This window comes from Sulfurovum zhangzhouensis, from assembly GCF_030347965.1.
Classification (GTDB): domain Bacteria; phylum Campylobacterota; class Campylobacteria; order Campylobacterales; family Sulfurovaceae; genus Sulfurovum; species Sulfurovum zhangzhouensis.
In genome coordinates, this window is the sequence record NZ_JAQIBD010000001.1 from 342,136 (window position 1) to 357,577 (window position 15,442).

Genomic DNA, 15,442 nt, shown 5'->3' on the forward strand with positions numbered 1-15,442 from the left:
GAAAATGTATAAATTAGCTATAAACCGACCAATCACAACATTAATGTATGTGCTGTCACTCATTATATTCGGGTGGATGAGCTTCAAAGCAATGCCTGCAGCACTATTTCCAAATGTTGATTTCCCTATCGTTACAGTAAAAACTGTTTATCCCGGTGCAGAGCCGACTACGATAGAGTCTGAGGTTACCGATAAGATTGAAGAAGCAATCTCAAGGATCGGAGGAATAGACTCTGTCATCTCAACAAGTAGTGACAGTGTAAGTGTTGTTACGATCAAGTTTTTTCTTGAAAGAGACATTGATGAAGCAACCAATGATGTAAGAGACAAGGTCTCTGCAGTCTCATTACCTAAAGATGCAGAGACACCGCTAGTAAGTAAACTCGACATCGGCGGTGCATCAGTGATCAACCTCTTTTTAACTGCCAAAAATGATACATTGCAAAACCTGATGGTATTTGCGGATGAAAAAGTCAAACCGGCGATTCAGAAAATCAATGGCGTGGGTGGGATCAATATCATCGGATACAAAGACAGAGAGATTAGAGTATTCCCGGATATCAGTAAGCTTAACCAAAATAATATTTCGATCAAAGAACTCAATGATATCGTAGCAAAAGAGAATAATAAGATCGGTGGAGGAAAGCTCATTACAGAAGAAAAAGAGTTTATCCTTAAAACAAAAGCCGATGCTATGAGTATCGAAGAGCTTCAAAATATCAAGATCAAAGAGGGACTCAGACTTAAAGATGTTGCTAACGTAGTAGACGGTTTGAGTGATCCGAAAAGTTATGCTTCTTATGAAGGTGTAGAAGGAGTAATGCTTGAAGTACAAAAAATTTCAGGTACCAACACACTGGAGATCGTCTCAAAAGTTAAAGCAGAAATTCCAACAATAGAGAAGATGGCGGGAGAAAGGTTTGAAGTAAAACTACTTAACGATACCTCGCCATTTATCATCCACTCTTTGGAAGATGTAGAATTTGACTTGATCTATGGTTCTATACTTGCCGTGATCATTATCTTTGTTTTTCTGCGAAATATGACGATCACTTTAGTATCAGCACTCTCGATCCCTACTTCTATCTTCGGTACGATCGCATTGATGCACTTTATGGGTTATGATCTCAATAAAATGACACTGATCGGGCTTACACTGGCTATCGGGATCATTATCGATGACGCCGTTGTTGTTATCGAAAATATCTATAAGAAACTTGAAGCAGGTAAAGGAAGGTTCGAGGCCGCTTTTGAAGGGGTTAAGGAGATCGCATTTGCTATTTTGGCGATCTCGGCAATGCTTTTGGCCGTATTTATTCCTGTATCCAACATGAGCGGTATTGTAGGTAAGTTTTTTGAATCATTTGCAATGACGGTTGGATTTGCCGTGATCATCTCCTATACGATTGCACTAAGCTTCATCCCAAGTCTCGGCGCAAGGACTTTGGAGAAAAAAGAGAGCCGTTTTTATGATCTCACAGAACCTTTTTTCAAATCTTTGGAAGGTATTTATGACCGAGCACTACGCTTTGTATTGCGGTTTAGAAAAACTACGCTGATTTTAGTCTTTGTCATCTTCTTTGGTTCATTAAGCTTATTCCCAAAAATCGGTATGGACTTTGTTCCCAAAGAGGATAAGGGTGAGTTTGAAGTACAGATCAAAGCAAATGCAGGTATCTCCCTCGAAAAAATGATCAAAGAGTCTAAAAAGATAGAAGCGGTAGTGAAAGAAGATAAAAGTGTCGTCTACACTACACTGAGTATTGGGTATAACACTGCACAAGAGATCAATAAAGCAGTGATCTATGTGAAGCTTACACCTAAAAAAGAAAGAGATCTGAATCAAGAACATATCATCCAAAATCTAAGAGAGAGACTAAAGCCTTATCAAAAGTCACTCTATATCACTGCTGCAGCGATACCGAATATCAAAGGAGCCGGGGTTAGCGTACCTTATCAGATCGTTTTAAAATCTGACTCATTTGAAGCACTTAAAACTGCTACTCATAATCTCACTGAGTATCTTGCTCAGAAAAAAGGATTTGTTGATATCGATACCAACCTTGAAGAAGGTAAACCGCAAATAGAGATACATATCTTACGTGAAAATGCAAGTAGAATGGGTATTAGTGCTTTACAGATCGCTGAAGCGGTCTCTACAGCCTTCTCAAGTGATCTTGAGATCTCACACTACGAAGAGAGCGGAAAGCAGTATAATATCTCACTAAGAGTGGATGATAAATCCAGAAAGAGTATAGAGGATATCAAAAAGATACAACTACGTGCCCAAAACGGTGAACTTGTTTACTTGGATGGTCTAGTAGAATTCGAAGAGACTGATTCGCTGGCAAGCATCTACCATTTTGATAGACAAAGACAAGTAAGTGTCTATGCCGATCTTTTTGGACTGGATCTTGGAGGAGCGGTGAAATATACAACAGATAAGATCGATGAACTTTTACCCAAAGAGGTTAGTTATAAATTTACAGGATTTGCTGAAGAGATGGGTAAAACAGGTAAAGCTTTCGGTGCAGCACTTGGACTTACCATCATCTTGATGTTTATTATCCTTGCGATCCTCTATGAGTCACTGATACAGCCTATCATCATCATGGTAGCATTACCGCTCAGTATTATCGGGGTACTGATCGCTCTTTATCTAAGCGGACTACAGTTCAGTCTCTTTGTTATGATTGGATTCATGCTTTTGATGGGTATGGTTGGGAAAAATGCCGTACTTTTGGTTGACTTTGCCAATGAAGCTCTCAAGTCAGGTAAAACTACTGATGAAGCCCTCTTGGAAGCAGGAGAAAAAAGGCTAAGACCGATCCTTATGACAACGATTGCGATGATCTTTGCAATGCTTCCTCTTGCTATCGCAACAGGCCTGGGAAGTGAGACCAAAGCACCTATGGCTACTGCCGTTATAGGAGGATTGATCAGTTCAATGATACTTACTCTACTAGTTGTCCCGGTCATCTATAAAATGATCACACCGATAGACAGATGGTTAAGAAAGTGGTATGAGGTAGGCAAGGTATAACATGAAAACAAAAGGTAAAGTCTCACTCGTACTCGGAAGCGGCGGTGCCAGAGGTTATGCCCATATAGGAGTGATCGAAGAGCTTGAAAAAAGGGGCTATGAGATCGTCTCCATAAGCGGCGCATCTATGGGTGCACTCATAGGCGGATTATATGCATCAGGAAAACTAGATACCTATAAGAAATGGATATTGGGTCTTGATCCTCTTGATGTCGCTTCCTTAGTTGACTTTTCATTTAACTCAAGCGGTTTGATCAAAGGAGACAAGGTCTTTGACAAGATTGCTGAAATGATAGGCAAGGAACAAACTTTTGAAACTTTACCGATCGAGTTTACTGCCGTTGCTACGGATGTTGTACGCAAAAAAGAGGTTTGGTTCCAATCAGGTAACCTTTTGCAGGCACTTCGTGCATCTATAGCTATTCCTACAATTTTCACACCCGTGAAGATCAATGATATGATACTCACTGATGGCGGTATCCTAAATCCGCTGCCTGTGGCCCCAACAATGTCAGATATCAGTGATCTCACCATAGCAGTCAACCTTTATGCGGATATACCAAAACCGACAATAGAAATCAGCGATGCAGAAAAGAAACAGACAAATACTTTCAGTCAGGTATTTCTTGAACTTCTTGAGAAGTTTAGTCCTGAAAAAGAGGAGCTCAATATGTTTGATATCCTCGATAAAACCTTCGATACCATGCAAAATGGTTTAACGCGATATAGGCTTGGAGGCTACCCTCCCGATATCTTGATAGAGATATCAAAGGATGTCTGCAACACCTATGATTTCCACAAATCTCTTGAGGTCATAGAACAAGGAAGGATAGCAGCAAAGCACCAACTTGATGCAAAAGGGCTATAACCTCATAGCTCTTCCCCATAATAAATACTTATTAGAAGACCTTCACCTTACCCATCCTTACATTCATATTACACACTTCTTTCACTACAATAGTTAAAAGCATCGAACAAATAGCATAAAAGATACAACCCGAAGAGCGTAAAGGGGATCAATAATGACGATGGATGAGCTTAAAAAATATAACGGACGCAACGGTGCAAAAGCCTATGTTGCCTACAACAATGTGATCTATGATGTGACTGAAAGCCCCTTGTGGCAGGAGGGAGATCATGAAGGAATACATTTTGCCGGTGAGGACTTGACATCCCAACTCACAGGTGCACCACATGGAGCTGAAGTGTTCGAGGGATTTACTGCCGTAGATACCCTTGAAGTACCTGAGTCTCAAACCAATACAAACAGCGAAACTGAAATATCCCTCAAATACAAACTGAAAAAATGGTACCAATATTACCACCCTCATCCAATGACCGTTCATTTTCCTATTGCCTTGCACCTTTTTGCAGCTGCGATGGATCTCCTTTTTCTTTTTAACCACAAAGAGGCCTATGCTTTGAGTGTTTTTTATGTTTTTTTTGTATCTACCGTTATGGGATTTGTGGCTATGGTACCCGGCGTACTAAGCTGGTGGGTCAATTATGACTTTTCAACATCCCAGCCCTTTATTATCAAAGTGGTGATATCTACCCTTGTACTTCTGCTTGGCATCATCAATATCGTACTCTATCTAAACGATCCTATGATCGTCTATCATGATTCACTAGAAGGCATTATCTACCATACCATTGTTTTGTTTACCGGCTTTTGTGTCATCGTGCTTGGTTACTATGGAGGGAAAATCACTTGGGGCAATGCTTCTGCATATACAAAAACAAATAGTAAAAATCAAAACAGTTCTTCGACTCAAGCACTCTACAAAAGTCAAGGAGAGACTATCCATACACTGATCAACGCACATTACAACTTATCTCTACTCATAGGCGGATCAGCCGGTTCAGGGATAGATACGATAGAAAAAATTCTTACCGATGCATTCAAAGCCAGCGGCTACTATGTCTTTTCCACCAAAGAATATATGTCACGGGTGCGCGGTGGAAGTAATTCTACTTTGATCCGTATCAGTGACAGGCCTCTTAAGGCACCTGTCTGGGAAGTAGATCTTTCCATCGCTTTGGATGAGATGGCATTGACACATATGCAAGAAAGATACACAGAGAACACTCTTGTTTTGGCAGATGTCACTGAGCAAAAAAGTATAGCAAACCTGATTTATATTGCCATCAATGAACGTGCCAAAGCTTTGGGTGGACGTCAATATGCCAATACCTATATGGCAGGTGTTGTATTTGGACTGTTGGAGCTGGAGCTGGATACATTACTGCAAAGCATAGACAAGTACTTTAAGGACGATAGTGAAAATATTAAAATAGCACAAGAGGGGTTCAAAGATGGTGCAGTTATTGAACACAGTACGATACCAAAGCTTCCTTCAAATGATTTACAAAATGTAGAGAAACTCCATCTGATGGATGGCACGACCGCCTGCGGATTTGGTTTTTTAGCAGGAGGGTGTAATATGGTCACCTCCTATCCTATGTCTCCATCTACTGGTGTACTCAACTTTATGGCTGCACGAACGAAAGAATTTACTATCGTGGTTGAACAGAGTGAAGATGAGATAGCTTCTTTAAACATGGTACTTGGAGGATGGTATGCAGGAGCACGTGCGATGACAACCACCTCAGGTGGAGGATTTGCACTTATGAGTGAAGCACTGAGCCTTAGCGGGATGAGTGAAACGCCGGCGGTTATCTACCTTGCACAAAGACCGGGACCTGCTACAGGCTTGCCTACACGAACTGAGCAAGGTGATCTGAATATGGCCATATATACAGGACATGGACCGTTCGAACGTATTGTTCTTGCTCCGGGAACACTTGAAGCTTGCATTGAGTGTGGTTACTTGGCATTTGAATTAGCAGACAAATATCAGGTCCCGGTGATATTTCTCAGTGATCAATATCTTGCTGATTCGATGAGTACAATCGCAACTGTTGATTTTTCACAGTTTAAACCGGAAAACTACATCATCCAAAGCGAGGAAGGTTATCAACGCTTTGCAGATACGCCTGATGGTATCAGTCCAAGAAGTGTGCCGGGATTGGGTGAGGGATTGGTCTGTGCTGTCGGTGATGAGCATGATGAAGCCGGACAGATCACGGAAAGCCATCAAACACGTATTCAAATGGTCCACAAACGTGCACGTAAACATCAAGGAGTGTTGCAGAATGCTCTTATGCCCAAAATAGCAGGAAACGGTGATATCGCTATCATAGGCTGGGGATCTAGCTATGGTGCGATCAATGAAGCTTTGTTACGATTGGATGATCCACGTCTTAGCCATGTGCATTTTGACTGGGTATACCCCCTTTCAGATAAACAATTGGATCATCTTAACAAATATAGATATAGGATTGTTGTAGAAAACAATGCAACAGGGATCTTTGCAGATCAGCTTAAACTTCATGATATCAAGATTGATAAGAAAATTCTTCAGTATAACGGATTTGCATTTTTTGCAGACCAGTTAACTCAATTGATTAATGAGCAGATAAAGGAGCTATGATGCAAACCTCATTTGATAGAGAAAATGTAGACATTGCCTGGTGTCCGGGATGTGGAAATTTCGGTATTTTAAAACTGGTTAAAGAGGTATTAGAAGAGCTGCAGTTAGATAAGCAGCATACCGTTATCGTCTCGGGGATAGGACAAGCAGCTAAAACACCCTACTATATCGATACCAATATGTTTGGTGTACTTCATGGCCGGGCCCTTCCTGTTGCCACTGCGATCAAAGCAGCCAATCCGGGTTTGACGGTAATTGCAGAGGGAGGTGACGGAGATATGTACGGTGAAGGTGGGAACCATTTCATTCATACACTAAGACGCAATCCAGATATCGTTCATATCGTACATAACAATATGGTCTATGGACTTACAAAAGGACAGGCCTCTCCTACCTCACAGAAAGGATTTGTCACTAAAGTACAAGTAGAGGGTGTTGAGAATGAACCATTCAATCCTCTTAGTGTCGCTCTCTCTTTGAGGGCAGGATTTGTCTCACGTGTCAATATAGGAAACTATTCCCATGCAAAAGAAGTGTTAAAAGCTGCATTTTTACACCGTGGATATGCTTTGGTAGATATTTTTCAACCCTGTGTGGTTTTTAATAAGGTAAATACCTTTCACTGGTTTAAAGAACATACCTATATACTGGAAGATACCTATGATAGTTCAGACTTTGAAGAAGCACTCAAAAAAGCGTATGAGAGTATGCCTATGCCTCTGGGTATTTTGTATCAAAACAAAAACAACCCTTCTACCTTTGAAATGCATATGAGAAGAGAAGATATGAGCCCGCTATACGAACGGAAACATGATCACAAAAAGATACAAAAACTGTTTGAAAAGTATTAGCAGTCACGCTAAAAAACTTAGCGTTAGTGAGTAAAGAAACTATTCTTCGAAAATAATGATATCGTAACTGCTTTTAGTTACAAGCGCCTTGCTTGAATGCACAGAACCGTGACGGTTAACCTTACGTAATTCTTCTCTAAGCTGATCGATCTCATCTTGCATCGTATCGATCTGTTCTTTGAGTTTCAGAGCGACATCAACGCCAGCCAAGTTCACTCCCATCTGCCGAGTCAATTGTAAGATAAGTTTCATCCGGTCAATATCACGTTGCGAATAGAGTCTCATTCGACCGCTTGTACGTGATGGCTCAACCAATCCTTCTCGTTCATATTGACGCAATGTCTGAGGGTGGATATCAAGCATTGTTGCTACTACAGAGATTAGATATACGGGTTCATCATAACTGTGCATTCTCTATCCTTTCTAAATTTTTAAAGTTTTGCTTCCAACATGCTTTTTAGTTCATTGTCCATGCTGTCTACATCCGGAAGTATCACATTAGCTACCAAATATAGATCACCGGTGAGTGCTGTCTTTCTATTTGGTACGCCCTTACCTTTGAGTCTGAACTTTTGTCCGTTTTTAGTGTTTTGAGGTACTTTCAGAGAAACCTCCTTTTCTGGAGTAATGACTGCGATCTTACCGCCAAAAAGTGCCTCTTTTAGCGGTACGTCAAAAGTTTTATAAAGATCATCACCTTTTCTTTCATACTCATTTGACTCTGCTACCTCTACTTGAAGCAGAAGATCACCGGCCTGTCCTTGGTACTGTTTACCCTTACCTCTTACACGCATGGTCTCACCTGATTTGATCCCAGCGGGGATCTTGATATCAAATGTCTGACCGTTCGCTGAAACGCTATGTTTACCACCAAGGATTGCTGTCATAAACGGTATGGTAATACGTGCTTGGAGATCAAGGTCCAGTCCGCCAAAACCGCCAAAACTGCCTCCTCCAAAACCGCCGAAGCCGCCGCCAAAGCCGCCGCCACCGCCGAACATTTGACGCAAGATTTCATCCAGATCCACACCTGCACCTTGTCCGCGTGCAAAGTCATGGAAGTTTTGACCACCGAACATCTGGTCACCGAACTGATCGTACTGTGCTTTTTTCTCAGGATCGCTTAGTACCTCATAGGCTGCATTGATCTCTTTAAATTTATCCTGTGCAGACTCTTCTTTATTGATATCAGGATGATACTGACGTGCGAGTTTTCTATAAGCTTTTTTGATTTCATCTGGTGTCGCATTTTCACTGACACCAAGTGTTTCATATAAACTTTTTGACATAAACGTTCCTAAAATTTAATTGAATCTTAATTTCAATTTATTATATCAAATTAGTTTAGTCTATGTCAATCAACCTTATCAATCATTACCGATCTTTTGGTATATACATAACCGGCTTATATCCCTCTCTCATCAGCTTTTCAATGCCCCCATTCAAGTTAATCACGTTATACCCTAACTCTTGGGACAAAAATTTGGATATTTCTGAAGTTCTGCTTCCTGTACGGCATATGAGTGCAAACTGCTCATCTTTTTTTACTACCTTATTTAACTCTTTTAGAAAAAGCGGAATATTAAATCTCCCCTGCTCATCAAAAAACATGATCGGATATGATCCATTAACAATACCTGTCTCTCTCCATTCTCCCGGAGTTCTCACATCGATGATCTTGATATCATTTTTCAAAAAATCCTTGGTTGCCCAGACATTTTTGAGTTCTGCAAAAGAGAAATTGAACATCAAAAGAAAAAGTAGTATCACTCTCATTATATTACCTTGTTGTTTTTTACCCTATTGTAGCCTATAGAAGTAAACAGTAGCTATAATAACAGATGAATTTTATACAAGTATCCAATATCGATATCCCGGAACTACAGATATATCAACAGATGAGAGAGAATGCTTTTAGAGAAGACGGCAGTTTCATCGCAGACAGCCCCAAAGTGGTGAACCTTCTTCTAGAACAGGATATCCAGGTTAAAAGTATCTTTGCAACCCAGGAGTACTACGATAAGTACGCTGATCTCATACAGACCAAAGAGATCCCAGCCCTCTATGTCGCTTCAAAAGAGATGATGGAAAATATCGTAGGACACACCATCCATCACAATGTGATGATGCACGCCATCCGCCCTGCTCCAACTTCGCTCAATCATCTAGGTGATCATATCATTATGCTTGATGAGATCAGCTCTACCCAAAATATCGGTGCGATCGCTAGAAGTGCTGCTGCCTTAGGTGTAAGATCCTACCTTCTGCCGCAGCAAGGTCCACACCCCTATGCCAGACGTGCTGTGCGAGTCTCCATGGGACATATAGGACTCATGGGCTATCATCTTTATGAAGATATCTTTGAGACGATCAAAGAGCTCAAAGCACTCGGATACAGAGTCTATGCCGCAGAGGTCACCGAAGACTCCACGCCACTCTCTCAAGTAAAAGTAGCCGGTAAATGGGTACTGCTCATGGGACATGAAGGTAAAGGGATAGCTAAAGAGATACTCGATATCTGTGACGAAGTGGTCACCATTGAAATGGAAGAAGGGATCAAGAGTTTTAATGTGAGTGTCGCAGCTTCTATTATGATGTATAGGTTTAAACACTAATACTATTTTTACAAGAGGGGGAATACATCAAATGAAAAAGCTTTTATATATATTTTTCGTCTATACAAGTATTACTGTTACTTGGGCTTATCTCATACCTCATCATATATATACAACTGAAAATTTACACGGTTTTGGACCTGACTACAAGAATAATATAAGTATAAAAATAAAGAGGTACCCTATTCCAAGAACTACCTATTGGAGTGGTATTTTCCCATTTTATGGTGGTTTTGTACCTGATCCACATATTTTATATTCTCCAGTGAAGCCATTAGCTAAAAAATTGCTACAAAACTTACAACTTAAAAATGGACGTGTGCAAGGCTATGCAATTAATCCTTTTTTTGATAAGAAATACTATGAATTAATTCTTGCATTAGAGTTGGAAGATACTATTTACCCACTTTCTATTGCATTAAATAATAAAAAAGCTACTTTTCAAGTAGGTGGAGAAAATACCATATTCCCTTTTTTATTAGAAGATAAACTATGTTTCTATATCAACGATAATGAAGAGTTTTTGATTTTGACTGAATATTCAAAGAATAACAAAACTTTTGAAGCATTAAAAGATCATAAACTCTATGAGAAAGATACTGAAGGTTGGACAGATACAATTAGGAAATTAAAAAAAGAAAAAGATATTCACTATTTTTTAGAAGATTTATTGAGTTCACGTAATAAATTTACTATAGCCTTGGGAGAAACGCTTAAAAAATAGTATTTCATTCTTTACTTCCATTTCCCATATAATGAAAAAATATAAATTTCTAAAAAGTTACTACTTTCCAATCTGTCTTCAGTGCTTCGGTCATCAACTCACCTGTATGGGTCGCTTCCACACCCATCGCTTCAAGCTGTTCAGTCACACCATAGTCATCACTGCATACCACACAGCATGAGAGTTCTACACCCGTCTCTCTTACTTTAGCAAGCATTTCCTGAAGTTCTTTGTTCTCAGCCAGCAGTTTTACTGAAGGTCCCCATATCATCAAATGGGCTCTATCCCAGTATCCACGCGGAAGTATCACACTGCTGTAGAGCAGTACCATCTTTTTGGCTACTTCAACTTCGCCTGAGCTCCATACGATCAGTAACTTGTCCATGATAATTTCTCGAAAATTTAATTAGAAAGTAAGTAGCGGGAATACCGCTACTTGTTCTTAGTGAAGGAAGTGTCTTACACCAGTGAAGTAAAGTGCGATTCCGTGCTCGTTCGCTGCTTCGATCACTTCATCATCACGCACTGAACCTCCCGGTTCAACAATCGCTTTGACACCTGCTGCTGCCGCTGTATCTACAGAGTCTCTGAATGGGAAGAATGCTTCAGATGCCATTGCTGCACCGCTTACATCAAGATCCATCTCTTTAGCTTTCTTGAGTGCACACTGTGCTGCATCCACACGTGATGTCATACCCATACCTACTGCTACCATCGCAGAGTCTTTAACATATACAACACAGTTTGACTTGGTAAGAGCTGCAACTTTCCAAGCGATCTCAAGGTCTTTCATCTCTTGAGCAGATGCCGTGTTACTGCTTTTGAGTTCTGCGTTGTGTACTTCAGCTGTATTTACAATGTCACTATCCTGGAAAACAAATCCACCATCAACGTGTTTGAAGTCTTGTGCATCCTTAGCCATCTTCAATGTCGTTCCGCCGCCTTGGCTGAAGAGTTTCAAACGTTTTTTCACGTCAAACACTTCAAGTGCCTCAGCTGTAAAGTCTGGTGCCATGATCACTTCAAGGAAGATCTCATTCATCTTCTCAGCCAACTCTTTTGTAACCACACCGTTTACTGCTACTACACCACCAAATGCAGATACCGGGTCACATTTAAGTGCTTCAGTGTATGACTCAAGAAGATCACCTTTGATCGCAAATCCACATGGGTTACCGTGTTTTACGATACATACCGCAGGCTCATCACCGAAATTAGAAGCGATCTTGAGTGCACCGTTTACATCGTTGATGTTGTTGAAGCTAGCTTCCCCTTTTACTTGTTTGAAGTTCTCAGTAAAGTGGTTATCAAACTCGTAAAGTGCACCTTTTTGGTGTGGGTTTTCCCCATAACGTGTATCAAATACTTTTTTACCGGTAATGAACTGATGCTCACCCATACCGTTATTGAAACGCTTGTTCATATAGTTAGCGATCATTCCGTCATATGCTGCAGTGTGCTCATAAGCTTTGATCATAAGGTCACGTCTGAACTCGTAAGTATCTTCACCGCTTGCAAGTGCAGCAAGTACAGTCTCATAATCAGCTGCATCTGTAACAATGTACACATCATTGAAGTTCTTAGCCGCTGAACGTACCATTGTAGGTCCACCGATATCGATATTCTCGATGATTTCATCAAAATCTTCTGTTCTCTCGATCGTCGCTTTAAACGGGTAGAGGTTTACACATACAAGATCGATCCCTTCAACACCAAGCTCTTTAGCTTGTGCTACATGTGCATCATCCCCTCTTTTATGAAGGATACCGCCGTGAACATACGGGTTCAGTGTCTTTACACGTCCTTCAAAACACTCAGGAAACTTCGTTACTTCATCGATCTCAATAACTTTTACTCCAGCTTCACTCAGCTTTTTATATGTACCACCTGTTGAGATGATTTCCCATCCAAGTTTCTCTAGTCCTTGTGCAAACTCTACGATCCCTGCTTTATCACTTACGCTTAATAATGCTCTCATTTTTCACCTTTACTCTTTTTCTCTTTTGATCTTTACCCAAAATGATCTTCTATGTTTTTCCCCCTACTTTTTTTATAAAAAGTAGACAAAAAAGCGTCACATCGCAAGCGCACAGACGATGCTATCAGCGTGTTGCTTCGCAATATTGCACGCTTTCGCATCTGTACGCCTAATGCTCTGTGACAATGAATCTGCATTGCACAGCAATGCCCTATATTTAAAATAATAAAATGTCATAGCGAACGACCTTGAAAGCAAAGCGATTCGAGAGCTATGACGCTTTTTGATTACTTTTTTCTAAAAAAAGTAAAATGAATGCTCATTTCCACAACTAAGTTAGAAACGCATACATCAATTTTAAGAATAAAAAAAATTTTAAAATACTAAAAAACTCAAGTATGCATTCCCAACGAGGACGTTGGGAACGAGATTGAAAGGTTTAACCTTACAGGTCTTGGTCAATTGTTCTAACAAAAGTATTAAAATAGATATCTTTTACTTTTTCCATAGAAAGTTCTACATTATTTACTCTTACTTTATCACCACCGACTTTACCGATATTGGTTACTTTTACACCAAGCTCCATTGCCATTCTTACGATCGATTCAACATCAGCTGATGCTACTTCAAGGATCGCTCTGCTTTGTGACTCATCGAAGATATCTCTACTGTTTTCTACTGTCATATCAGCTTCAACACCTAGACCTGATACAGCTGCCATTTTAGTAAGCGCAGTAGCAATACCACCGACGTTGACATCTTTTGCTGCTTTCAAAAGCCCTTTTTTGTTTGCTTCGATCACTAGATCCCAAAGTGCCAATTCTGAGATATAATCCACTTCAGAAATAGTACCCACAGTCTCTCCATGAAGTGCTTTAATGTAAAGTGATCCGCCAAACTCACCTTTTGTCTCACCGATGAGAAGTATCTCGCTGCCTTCTTCCTGGAATGCTGATGGCAATACTTTATTTTGATCTTCATTCAGTCCTACCATTGCAATCGATGGAGTCGGGAATACAGATACACCGTTTGTTTCGTTATATAGAGATACGTTACCACTTACAACCGGAGTGCTGAGTGCTGCACATGCTTCTTTGATCCCTTCACAACCTTCTGCAAACTGCCACATTACTTCAGGATTTTCCGGGTTACCGTAGTTTAGACAATCTGTAATGGAAAGTGGTCTTGCACCACTCATCGCTACGTTACGCCCAGACTCAACAACGGCAAGTGCTGCACCCCTTTTCGGATCGATATAGCAGTATCTTGGGTTACAGTCACTGCTCATTGCAAGCGCTTTTCCATTCTCTTTGATACGGATAGAAGAGGCATCAAGACTCCCCGGATGTTTTGTGGTATTGGTCTGTACCATAGAGTCATACTGGTTATATACCCACGCTTTGTCTACTACTTCAAGTGAACTAAAGATCTTCTCATATGCTTCTTGATCATCTACAGCAGGAAAACTGTCTACAGACTTTGCATTTACTTCATCTAGGTATTTTGGACGCATTGTCGGTCTGTCAAGGATTGGTGCCTCTTCACTGACTGGTGCGATAGGCATATCTGCACACTTTTCACCATGCCAGAAGAGCTCCATACGACCGGTATCCGTTACCTCACCGATAACAGCAACATCCAGGTCCCACTTCTCAAAGATATCGATAATCGCCTGCTCACTACCCTGTTTTGCACAGATCAACATACGCTCTTGTGACTCAGAAAGCATAAAGTCATATGGCATCATCCCTTCTTCACGTGCAGGAACTTTATCAAGGTGCATGATAAGTCCGGCACCGGTCTTACCTGCCATCTCAAATGAAGATGAAGTCAGACCTGCAGCACCCATATCCTGGATACCTACAACGTGGTCTGTTTTAAATAATTCCAAACATGCCTCAAGTAGAAGTTTTTCCGTGAACGGGTCACCTACCTGTACTGTAGGACGAAGTGATTTAGACTCTTCAGTAAAGCTGTCACTACTCATAACCGCTCCACCAAGACCGTCACGACCTGTTTTTGACCCTACATACATTACAGAGTTACCAACACCAGATGCAACGCCCAAGAAGATCTCATCAGCTTTTACCAAACCGAGTGAGAATGCATTTACAAGGATGTTTCCGTTATAGCTCTCATCAAAACTTACTTCACCACCGATTGTCGGTACTCCCATACAGTTACCGTAACTTCCGATCCCCTCTACAACACCATGTACAAGGTGTCTTTGGTACTTTGCAGTATCACTATTACCGGTCACTGTACCAAAACGTAAAGCATTGAGATTTGCCACAGGTCTTGCACCCATTGTAAAGACATCACGAAGGATACCTCCAACTCCTGTTGCAGCACCCTGGAACGGCTCGATAAATGAAGGGTGGTTGTGGCTCTCCATCTTAAATACCGCTGCCATACCGTCACCGATATCGATAACACCGGCATTTTCACCCGGTCCCTGGATCACCCATGGTGCTTTTGTAGGGAAACCATTGAGATATTTTTTACTTGACTTGTATGAACAGTGCTCAGACCACATTGCAGAGAAAATACCGATCTCTACGATGTTTGGATGACGACCGTCAAGGATACGAACGATCTCTTCGTATTCTGGCTGGCTAAGCTTATGTGCTTTTAAAACTTCATCTAGATTTTCAATAGGTTGTGACATTTTTTAGTGTCCTTAAGGCGTTATAATAAGGGTATTATTTTATCCTAAAAGTACTAAATAAGGGGTTAA

The 15,442-nt window shown here is 40.7% G+C and carries 12 protein-coding genes; 6 read left to right on the top strand and 6 right to left on the bottom strand.

Annotated features, from left to right (window positions below; all coding sequences use genetic code 11):
• The first annotated feature begins 4 nt into the window (after positions 1-4).
• The 4 genes from PGH07_RS01880 (at position 5) to PGH07_RS01895 (ending at position 7,388) form a co-directional block, all read left to right on the top strand.
• Positions 5-3,043 carry an efflux RND transporter permease subunit gene (locus PGH07_RS01880; RefSeq protein ID WP_289412198.1) on the top strand — a complete coding sequence of 1,013 codons (3,039 nt, stop codon included), beginning with the start codon at positions 5-7 and terminating at the stop codon, positions 3,041-3,043.
• Position 3,044: 1 nt separating this feature from the next.
• On the top strand, positions 3,045-3,911 hold the full coding sequence (locus PGH07_RS01885; protein WP_289412199.1) for a patatin-like phospholipase family protein: 867 nt from the start codon (positions 3,045-3,047) through the stop codon (positions 3,909-3,911).
• A 154-nt stretch (positions 3,912-4,065) separates the two neighbouring features.
• Positions 4,066-6,537, top strand: coding sequence for a 2-oxoacid:acceptor oxidoreductase subunit alpha (locus PGH07_RS01890; RefSeq protein WP_289412200.1), 2,472 nt, complete (start codon positions 4,066-4,068; stop codon positions 6,535-6,537).
• A complete protein-coding gene (locus PGH07_RS01895; RefSeq protein ID WP_289412201.1) occupies positions 6,537-7,388 on the top strand; it encodes a thiamine pyrophosphate-dependent enzyme in 852 nt (283 codons plus the stop codon). Before PGH07_RS01890 ends, PGH07_RS01895 begins: the two co-directional genes overlap by 1 nt.
• 39 nt (positions 7,389-7,427) lie before the next feature.
• Here the strand turns inward: PGH07_RS01895 and PGH07_RS01900 are convergent, their stop codons facing one another.
• The 3 genes from PGH07_RS01900 to PGH07_RS01910 all read right to left on the bottom strand — a co-directional run bounded on the left by PGH07_RS01900 (position 7,428) and on the right by PGH07_RS01910 (position 9,164).
• Positions 7,428-7,799 (bottom strand): heat shock protein transcriptional repressor HspR, encoded by a 372-nt coding sequence (locus tag PGH07_RS01900; RefSeq protein ID WP_289412202.1) that lies wholly within the window; start codon positions 7,797-7,799, stop codon positions 7,428-7,430.
• A gap of 20 nt (positions 7,800-7,819) precedes the next feature.
• On the bottom strand, positions 7,820-8,677 hold the full coding sequence (locus PGH07_RS01905; protein WP_289412203.1) for a DnaJ C-terminal domain-containing protein: 858 nt from the start codon (positions 8,675-8,677) through the stop codon (positions 7,820-7,822).
• Positions 8,678-8,762: 85 nt separating this feature from the next.
• The gene (locus tag PGH07_RS01910) at positions 8,763-9,164 is read right to left on the bottom strand and encodes a rhodanese-like domain-containing protein (RefSeq protein ID WP_289412204.1); all 402 of its coding nucleotides are present in this window, start codon (positions 9,162-9,164) and stop codon (positions 8,763-8,765) included.
• A 65-nt stretch (positions 9,165-9,229) separates the two neighbouring features.
• Between PGH07_RS01910 and PGH07_RS01915 the strand changes: the two genes are divergently transcribed.
• Positions 9,230-10,003: a TrmH family RNA methyltransferase gene (locus PGH07_RS01915; RefSeq protein WP_289412205.1), complete on the top strand. Its 774-nt coding sequence runs from the start codon at positions 9,230-9,232 to the stop codon at positions 10,001-10,003.
• A 31-nt stretch (positions 10,004-10,034) separates the two neighbouring features.
• Positions 10,035-10,727 carry a hypothetical protein gene (locus tag PGH07_RS01920; RefSeq protein WP_289412206.1) on the top strand — a complete coding sequence of 231 codons (693 nt, stop codon included), beginning with the start codon at positions 10,035-10,037 and terminating at the stop codon, positions 10,725-10,727.
• A gap of 49 nt (positions 10,728-10,776) precedes the next feature.
• Here PGH07_RS01920 and PGH07_RS01925 read toward each other — a convergent pair whose 3' ends face one another.
• The 3 genes from PGH07_RS01925 to purL all read right to left on the bottom strand — a co-directional run bounded on the left by PGH07_RS01925 (position 10,777) and on the right by purL (position 15,373).
• Entirely contained in the window at positions 10,777-11,112 is a 336-nt protein-coding gene (locus tag PGH07_RS01925; RefSeq protein WP_289412207.1) for a DsrE family protein, read from the bottom strand.
• Between the two features lie 57 nt (positions 11,113-11,169).
• Entirely contained in the window at positions 11,170-12,705 is a 1,536-nt protein-coding gene (gene purH / locus PGH07_RS01930) for a bifunctional phosphoribosylaminoimidazolecarboxamide formyltransferase/IMP cyclohydrolase (protein WP_289412208.1), read from the bottom strand.
• A gap of 445 nt (positions 12,706-13,150) precedes the next feature.
• Positions 13,151-15,373, bottom strand: a complete 2,223-nt coding sequence (purL, locus tag PGH07_RS01935) for a phosphoribosylformylglycinamidine synthase subunit PurL (protein ID WP_289412209.1) — start codon at positions 15,371-15,373, stop codon at positions 13,151-13,153.
• Positions 15,374-15,442 lie beyond the last annotated feature (69 nt).